Source organism: Limosilactobacillus mucosae DSM 13345 (genome assembly GCF_001436025.1).
GTDB lineage: Bacteria > Bacillota > Bacilli > Lactobacillales > Lactobacillaceae > Limosilactobacillus > Limosilactobacillus mucosae.
In genome coordinates, this window is the sequence record NZ_AZEQ01000002.1 from 176242 (window position 1) to 185433 (window position 9192).

Sequence of the window (9192 nt, forward strand, 5' to 3'; positions counted from 1 at the left end):
GCGGGCTTTGTGTGATAAAATAGATGAACGTATGCAATACCTAACTTAAGGAAAAGAGGAGAAAGAATGGCTAGTCAGATCGATCAGCAGCAGGTTAAGCACGTTGCCGAATTGGCCAAACTAGAATTCAATGATGCCGAGCTTGCTAAGTTCACCCCACAACTGGGCAGCATCATCGATATGTTTGAAGAACTGCAGGCGCAGAATACTGATGGCGTGGAACCAATGTATTCGCCAACGGATCGCGTCAACGTTATGCGTGAAGACGTTGCAGTCAAGAGCAACGAGCGAGAAGCCCTGCTTAAAAATGCTCCCGACACGGAAGGCGGCTTGATTAAGGTGCCAGTAATCATGGATGATGAAAGTGAGGACGGCGAATAATGAAGTTCAATGAAACCGACTTGACTCAGCTGCATGAAGACCTGCAGACCCAAAAAATCAGCGCCAAGGAACTGACCAAGGCAGCCTTTGACCGGATCAAAGAAACTGATGATGACGTCAAGGCCTTTATCACGCTGAATGAAGATGAAGCTTTAAAGCGTGCCGAAGCAATCGACAATGAAGGAATCGCGGCAGACAAGCTGCTGGCTGGGGTACCACTGGCAGTCAAGGACAACATCGTAACCAAGGGCTTAAAGACGACGGCGGCCTCCAAGATGCTGGAAAACTTTACGCCAATCTATGATGCTACGGTAATTGAAAAGCTGAATGCCCAAGACTTCATTAATGTTGGTAAGACCAACCTGGATGAGTTTGCCATGGGTGGCTCAACGGAAAACTCGGCCTTCTTTACGACCCACAACCCTTGGGATCTGACGCGGGTTCCTGGTGGTTCTTCAGGTGGTTCGGCGGCTGCCGTTGCGGCGGGTGACGTCATTGGTGCTTTGGGAACCGATACGGGTGGCTCAATTCGAATGCCATCATCATACAATAACGTGGTCGGCTTGAAGCCAACTTATGGCCGGGTCTCACGCTGGGGAGCAATTGCATTTGGCTCCAGCTTTGACCAGATTGGCTGGATCACCAACAGCGTTAAGAACAACGCGCTGCTGACGGAAATCATCAGTGGACAAGACGATCACGATATGACTTCTTCAGATCGTCAAGTGCCAAACTGGGCTGCCAACCTGAACGAAAACACGAATGTCAAGGGGCTTAGAATTGCCGTGCCAAAAGAATATCTGGATGAAGGAATTCAGCCAGGCGTGCGGGCGGTAATCAATAATGCCTTAAAGCACTTTGAAGAACTGGGTGCCATCATTGATACGGATGTTTCGATGCCGCATACCAAATACGGCGTGCCAGCCTACTACATCCTGGCCTCATCAGAAGCTTCATCCAACCTGCAGCGTTATGACGGAATTCGCTATGGTTTCCGAGCTCCAGATGCCAAAACGCTGGAAGAAGTCTACGTCAAGTCACGGACGCAGGGTTTTGGTGATGAAGTCAAGCGTCGGATCATGCTGGGAACGTTCTCGCTTTCCGCTGGTTTCTACGATGCCTACTTCAACAAGGCTGCTAAGATTCGGACACTGATTGCGCAAGACTTTGCCAACGTTTTGAAGGACCATGATCTGATCATGGGACCAACCGGCGCTAACCCAGCCTTTGAGATTGGTTCTGAAATTGCTGATCCAAAGACGATGTACATGAACGATATTCTGACCGTTCCCGTTAACATGGCTGGCTTGCCGGCAATGTCTCTGCCAGCCGGTTTTGACAATGGTCTGCCAGTTGGTCTGCACATCATCGGCAAGGCCTTTGATGAACAAACGATCTACAATGCCGGTTATGTCTTTGAACAGACGACCGACTTCCACAAACAAATGCCAAAGTTAGGGGGTCAAGACTAAGATGAACTTTGAAACGACCATTGGGCTTGAAGTCCACGTGGAATTGAAGACCCACTCTAAAATCTACAGTCCAACGCCAGTAGAATTTGGTGACGAGCCCAACGCCAACACCAACGTTATCGACTGGGCCTACCCAGGTACGCTGCCAACGTTGAACAAAGGCGTCGTGCGGGATGGGATTATGGCTGGTCTGGCACTGCACGCCCAAATCTCAAAGCACATGCACTTTGACCGGAAGAACTACTTCTATCCTGACAACCCTAAGGCCTACCAGGTAACCCAATCCGAAACGCCAATCGCACATGATGGCTGGATTGAAATTGAGGTTAATGGCAAGAAGAAAAAAATCGGGATCAAGGAAATGCACATTGAAGAAGATGCCGGCAAGAACACCCACACGAGCAACTACTCTTACGTGGACTTGAACCGGCAGGGCACGCCTTTGATCGAAATCGTCTCCAAACCAGACATTGCCTCGCCAGAAGAAGCGGTGGCCTACTTGGAAGCTTTGCGGCAGCGGATTCAGTTTACTGGGATCTCTGACGTTAAGATGGAAGAAGGCTCGATGCGGGTCGACACCAACATCTCGATTCGTCCAATCGGCTCCGACAAGTATGGTACCAAGACGGAAATGAAGAACATCAACAGTTTCAATTTCGTCAAGAAGGCACTGAACTTTGAACAGCAACGGCATGAAAAGGTCATCATGGCTGGCGGCACGATTGCTCAAGAAACGCGGCGCTTTGATGAGGCAACCGGCGAAACGATCTCAATGCGGACCAAGGAAGGAAGCGACGACTATCGTTACTTCCCAGAACCTGATATTCCACCTCTGGAAGTCAGCGATGAATGGATCCAAGAAATTGAAGATGCCATGCCAGAAATGCCTGGTGAACGGCGCGCTCGCTACACCAACGATCTGGGCTTGAGCGAATACGACGCCATGGTATTAACGCAGACCAAGGAAATGTCTGACTTCTTTGAGGCTACGATTGCCTTGGGAGCTGATCCAAAGAAAGCTGCCAACTATCTGATGAACGACGTCAACAGCTACTTAAACGACAAGCAGGTTGATCTGCAGGATACCAAGCTGACGCCGGCCAACCTGGCAGGGATGATCAAGCTGATCGATGACGGCACGATTTCTTCTAAGATGGCCAAGAAAGTCTTTAAAGGAATTCTGGATGGTCAAGAACCAGCTGCCTACGCGGAAAAGAATGGTCTGGTACAGCTTTCCGACCCAGCCAAGCTGCAGCCAATCGTTGATGAAGTTTTGGCCAACAACCAACAGTCGATTGAAGACTACAAGAATGGTAAGGATCGGGCTGTCGGCTTCTTAGTTGGTCAGATTATGAAGCAGACGCGCGGTAAGGCTAATCCAGGCGTGGTCAACAAGCTTTTGATGAAGGCCTTGAACGAAAAGTAAACTGATTTGATGGCGGAGGAAACTATGCGAAAACGAGCACGGATTATCTATAACCCGACGTCGGGGCGTGAAGCCATGCGCAACGACCTGGTTGACATTTTAGCGGTCTATGAACAGGCTGGCTATGAAACCAGTGCGTTTGCCACGACGCCGGCGCCTAATTCGGCTAAGAACGAAGCAACGCGCGCGGCTAAGGAAGGCTTTGACCTGATCGTAGCTGCAGGCGGCGATGGGACGTTAAGCGAGGTCGTCAACGGAATTGCCGGACTTGAGCATCGTCCTGCCCTGGCGATTATTCCGGCGGGGACGACCAACGACTATGCGCGTGCCCTGCGGATTCCGCGTGATGATCCGATCGCTGCGGCCAAGCTGATCTTGCGCAAAAACAAAAAGTTCAAGATCGATATTGGTCAGGCTGGCGACAACTACTTTATGAACATTGCGGCCGGGGGGACCTTGACGGAACTGACCTATGAGGTGCCTTCACAGATGAAGTCGCTGTTTGGCTATTTGGCATATCTGGCTAAAGGGGCCGAACTGCTGCCAAGAATCAAGCCGGTTGAAATGGACATCAAGTACGATGGTCATGAATACCGTGGTCAGGCCTCCACGATTCTGATCGCGCTGACCAATTCCGTCGGCGGCTTTGAACAGATCGTACCGGACGCCGCGCTTGATGATGGCAAGTTTACGATGATCATTGTCAAGGAGAGCAGTCTGATCGGCATGATGCGCTTGATGGCCAAGGCACTGCAAGGTAAGCATATTGGCGATCCTGGCATTATTTACGCCAAGGCCAGCGAGATCGACATAACGCCCGTCAATTCAGAAGATCGCGTGATGATCAATCTGGATGGCGAGTATGGTGGCGACGCGCCGATGCATTTCCGCAACCTCAAGCAGCACTTGGAAGTAGTTGCCAACCTTGATGAGATTCCGGATGATGCAATTACCGTGTCACCGGATATGAAGCGCGTGGAAGATGACTTTGTACGTGAAGTCGACAATATTCACGATGATGAAGCATCTCAAAAATAATTGAAACCAAACAGGGGCTGCGGGCAATCTTGTCAGCAGTCCCTGTGTTTGCTAAAGGAGAAAAACATGGCAAAAATCACTGTACCGGTTCATAAAGGCGAGGTCTTGACGGCAACGGTAGCTGATCTGACCTATGAAGGCAATGGCGTCGTCAAGGTTGATAATTATCCGGTTTTTGTGCCGTACGTCTTACCCGGTGAACAGGCCGAAATCAAGATTACCAAAGTGACGGCTAAATTTGCCTGGGGCGAGCTGCAAGAATTAAAGACCAAGAGTCCCGACCGTGTGGAAATTAAGGACGCTCGCTACTTAAAGACGGGGATCGCACCATTGGGGATTTTAAGCTATCCGGCACAGCTGAAATTCAAGCAGCATCAGATTGAAGAACTGCTCAAAAAAGCTCATTTGGATGAATTAAAAGTCATGCCAACGATGGGGATGGATCACCCATACCAGTACCGCAATAAGGCTCAGGTACCGGTTAAGTACATGAAAGGCCAGCTGCAGACTGGCTTTTATAAACGAGGCAGTCATGATTTGGTACCAATTGAAGATTTTTATATTCAAGATCCTAAAATCGATCAGGCGATTCTGATCGTCCGTGATCTGCTTCGTAAATACAACATTCGTGCCTATGATGAAAGAACAGGTCGTGGCTGCATTCGAACGGTCATGGTTCGGCGCGGCTACTACAGTCATGAGATTATGGTGGTGCTGGTTACCAATACCAGACAGTTGCCGCATGCCGAAGAAATCGTAGCCGGGATCGTCAGCGGGGTGCCAGAGGTTAAGAGCATCGTGCAAAACGTCAACACCAAGCGGACGAACAAACTTTTAGGCTTGGAAAATCATACGCTTTGGGGCAGTGATACGATTCATGATCAGCTTTTAGGCATTGACTTTACGATTTCGCCGCTGTCGTTTTACCAGGTTAATCCGCAACAGACCGAAAAGCTTTATCAAACGGCAATTGAAGCAGCCGGACTGGATGGCACGCAGACCGTGATTGACGCCTATTGTGGCATTGGCACGATTTCTTTGGCGGTGGCCAAGCATGCCAAGAAGGTCTATGGGGTCGAGATCGTCCCAGCCGCGATTGAAGATGCCAAGCAAAATGCCAAGGTCAACCAGATCGATAATGCCGAATTTGTAGTGGGCAAGGCCGAAGAACAGATGGCAAAATGGCAAAAAGAAGGGTTGAAGCCCGATGTCTTGATCGTTGACCCGCCGCGTAAAGGTCTTGATGAAACCTTGATCGATGCTGCCGGCAAGATGGCGCCAGCTAAGATTATCTATATCAGCTGCAACCAAGCAACGCTGGTTCGTGACCTCCAACGTTTTGCTCAGGCAGGCTATCACGTAGCTAAGCCAATCCAGCCAGTAGACCAGTTTCCTCAGACACCGCATATTGAGAGCATTACTGTCCTTGAACGTACAGAAAAATAGCCGATAAACGCCGGCATGACGGCATTTATAGCTGATTGAAAGTGTACAAATTCTGATTTTGACGATTGGAATTAGTACACTTTTTCTATTTGGAGCTGGCGGGTCGAGTGTTCAATGTCCTATTTCGATAGTGGTGTGTACGAATGTCCATTTTGGCAGGTCGAGTTAATTAGGGTAGTGAAAGTGTGCGTAAAGGCTGATATGGCAGTGATTATGGATGGTATGAAAATAGGCTAATGTAACGCTGAGGGTGGAGTAGACAAATGTATAGTGGTAATTTGGTGAGTTTGGTTTATAAATTCGAAAAAATGAAGGACGGTAGTATACTCAATATAGATTTTATTATTAAGGAAAATTGATAAATATGGATTTTGAAAAATATAAGTTATTAAAGAATAAGAAAATTGCAGAAATCTTAGATGGTGATGAAACGTTTGGAGATTTTGAGTCTACAACTGCAAATTCCTATTTTGGATTTTCTAATTTAAAGATTGGACTGCCAAGATTAAGTGGGCCCGAAATTTGTGATATAGCAAAAATGTTTGGCTCAACATTAGAATATGATGGTAAGAATTCTAGATGGCAATATATGTTTGATCTTATCGATTATGGGATCCAATCTGAAAGAATTGATAATATACTTGCTTATTTATTTGACGATTCAAATTTTGTACGAAATGTAAATGGATTGAATAAAGATGAATTTAAAAAATTCCATAGTAAATCGGTTGAGAGTGCACTAGAAAGAATTAATGCGATACTTCATTTTGGTGGGAATAAATTGATTATTGATAGCAAAAGGGTTCGTATTGTTCCAATTAATCCATCAACCCCTAAAATCTCGGTTAAAAATGTAAAAACTATTGATCGTGATTATATAAAATCATTATCTGATAGGGCTATAGACAACGTTGAAAACGGATACTACGATAGTGCTTTGACTCAAGCAAGGACTATTCTTGAAGAAACATTTGATTATGTTCTTGAAAAGCGAAATATTGAACCAAGCAGTAAGGGTGATATAAATAAATTATATAAACAGGTTAAAGATGAATACAAAATGCATGAGAACAAAAATGCGGATAAAAGGATAAACCGCCTATTGTCTGGGTTGGAGAATATTGTGTCAGCAGTATCGGAAATGCGAAATAAAAATAGTGATTCTCACGGTGTGGGAGAAAGAAGGCTGACTATTGATAAGCATCATGCAAGATTAGCTGTAAACTCGGCAACAACAATGGCAGATTTTATTTTGTCTGTTGAGAAGAAGTTTGATGGATACACAGATTATTAATTTACAATAAATTCTGAAAGGGTAGGGAAATTGTTTCTTCATCAGTTTATCAATAGTGATTTTTACAAGCTACTTAATAGTCAGTTGTTTGCTGCCTGCATAGGCGCTTTTGTTACGATTGCTGGGGTTTGGCTGACCATTTATAATGATAGGAAATCAAGGAGAGTTGAATGAAAAAATGAAATAAAACCAGTTTATTCTATTTCATTTATGGGAATAGAAGATGAAATTGAATTAGAAAAGGGCATAAAGTACTTGTTTGGGGGATGTTTGTTGGCACCATGCAGAAGATCACCGATACTCTCAACGGTATGGGAATTAAAACAACCTTGGTTTATGGGGCCACTCCAAAGCAAGACCGTGAAGGAATGATTAACAAATTCCGTACTGGTGATTTCCAGGTATTGGTTTCTAGCCCTAATACGTTAGGTGAATCTATTTCGCTCCATCAGACGGTGCACGATGCTGTTTACTTTGAATACAACTTTAATCTCACTTTTATGCTTCAATCGCGTGATCGGATTAACCGTCTTGGATTACCAGCTAACCAATATACTCGGTATTACTATCTGATGACTAAGGGTGATGTTGCTCATATGGGATTCATTGATAATAAGGTGTACAAAAAGCTGAAAGATAAAGAAAAGGTCATGCTTGATGCAATTGACGGCCAATTGCTTGTCCCTGAATATACTGATGATTATCTACAAGAAGTTAAGGATATTGTCATGGGGAGGTACAAGTAGATTTGAAACCGGATGAGAATAAATTTGGCGGAAGTAGTGAAGAGAAAATTCCATTTTTTATGGTGACACTTCCAAATAAGACAATGAGTATAAAACTAAACAGGGCTTTAGATAGTGATGACAGAGAACTTGCACATACTTTTGCGGAAACTTTGGGATTATTAAATCAGTTAGTTAAAATTTTCTATATATGTAATGATGCACATGATTATTTAATATTCAGTATTAATCGACTAGAAAATACGGTCGAATCTCATACCCATGTGGCTAGGGCAATAATTGACTTCCTCTCGGATTCTAGACTGATTATTAATTATTTAGAAAATTGGACCAAAAGTAATTTAAGCTCTGAATATTATCAAAAATGGCTTGAATTTGAGCATGGGATGTTTGATCGATTCGTGTCTTATAGAATTGGATATCATCTTAGGAATATAGCACAGCATAAAATATTTATTATTGGTAAAATTAATGAACACATAGTTGATAATGGCAAATTAAAAAAGGATATTTATCTCAACAAATCAGTACTGGATAATAATTTCTATAACAAAACAAAAACATCAGCTAACTTTTTTGAAAATGATAGGAACCTGTCAATAATGCCGCATTTAGAAAATTATTTTTTAGGAATTCAGTATCTATATCTAGATGCAGGTAGAAAATTCTTTGATGAAAACAAAGAAAAAATAAATCAAATGATTAAATTGTGTGAATCAAAAGGCTAGAGTTCCAGGATTTATCATGGGGTTACAAATAGTAAAAAGATTAACGAAAATAATTGGGATGTTGATGCGTCAGAAATTATCACTGTGCCTAAAATTGTTGATGTGCTGAAAATATTAAATGAGGAAAAAATAGCTAATATCAAATTTAATATTAAAGGTATTTCATGATTATAAAAAATACACATATCACTGTTCAATATAGATAAGTTTTCCCACAAACCAACAAAATCCGTGAACTACTATTCATCACTAAAATCCTTCAAGATTCAACATTTTAGATTCGAGTAAACGGATGTACTGCTTTTAGTTGGATAGCCCAAACCGCCTTAACTAGCAGTTAATTAAGAATGTGTAATTGATCAACTGATCTCGTGGCATATTGAGAGCGTTACTTTGCTTGAACGCGATTAACAAGAGCGTGAAAGCTTAGAAACGATCCATGCGATAGCATTCGAAGAGCAAGGAGCTATGCGACGAAGCGATTCGTAAATGCGAACCGCAGAGAGCGTTACGGTCCTCGAACAGATAGAAAAATAGCCGACAAGCCGCGCTCTGACGGCATTTATAGGTGATTGAAAGTGTACTTTTTCCTTTCTGAACGATTGGAATTAGTACACTTTTTCTATTTAAAGCAGGCGGGTCGAGTGTTCTATGTCGAGAG

Annotated in this window: 7 protein-coding genes and 1 pseudogene; all 8 read left to right on the forward strand. The window is 43.9% G+C overall.

Annotation, left to right across the window (positions count from 1 at the left end):
- Positions 1-66 precede the first annotated feature (66 nt).
- On the forward strand, positions 67-381 hold the full coding sequence (gatC, locus tag FC47_RS01795) for an Asp-tRNA(Asn)/Glu-tRNA(Gln) amidotransferase subunit GatC (RefSeq protein ID WP_056967643.1): 315 nt from the start codon (positions 67-69) through the stop codon (positions 379-381).
- Complete coding sequence (gene gatA, locus FC47_RS01800) at positions 381-1853, forward strand: Asp-tRNA(Asn)/Glu-tRNA(Gln) amidotransferase subunit GatA (RefSeq protein ID WP_056967644.1); 1473 nt, start codon at positions 381-383, stop codon at positions 1851-1853. The genes gatC and gatA overlap by 1 nt, the downstream gene beginning before the upstream one ends.
- 1 nt (position 1854) lies before the next feature.
- A complete protein-coding gene (gene gatB / locus FC47_RS01805) occupies positions 1855-3279 on the forward strand; it encodes an Asp-tRNA(Asn)/Glu-tRNA(Gln) amidotransferase subunit GatB (RefSeq protein ID WP_056967646.1) in 1425 nt (474 codons plus the stop codon).
- Positions 3280-3303: 24 nt separating this feature from the next.
- A complete protein-coding gene (locus FC47_RS01810; RefSeq protein ID WP_048345798.1) occupies positions 3304-4317 on the forward strand; it encodes a diacylglycerol kinase in 1014 nt (337 codons plus the stop codon).
- Positions 4318-4383: 66 nt separating this feature from the next.
- Positions 4384-5763, forward strand: a complete 1380-nt coding sequence (gene rlmD, locus FC47_RS01815) for a 23S rRNA (uracil(1939)-C(5))-methyltransferase RlmD (protein ID WP_056967648.1) — start codon at positions 4384-4386, stop codon at positions 5761-5763.
- A gap of 364 nt (positions 5764-6127) precedes the next feature.
- The gene (locus tag FC47_RS01820) at positions 6128-7057 is read left to right on the forward strand and encodes an abortive infection family protein (RefSeq protein WP_056967650.1); all 930 of its coding nucleotides are present in this window, start codon (positions 6128-6130) and stop codon (positions 7055-7057) included.
- 233 nt (positions 7058-7290) lie between these two features.
- Positions 7291-7803 (forward strand): annotated as a pseudogene (locus FC47_RS01825) (helicase-related protein); the annotation flags it as partial.
- A gap of 2 nt (positions 7804-7805) precedes the next feature.
- Positions 7806-8531 carry a hypothetical protein gene (locus FC47_RS01830; RefSeq protein WP_056967654.1) on the forward strand — a complete coding sequence of 242 codons (726 nt, stop codon included), beginning with the start codon at positions 7806-7808 and terminating at the stop codon, positions 8529-8531.
- Positions 8532-9192: the final 661 nt, after the last annotated feature.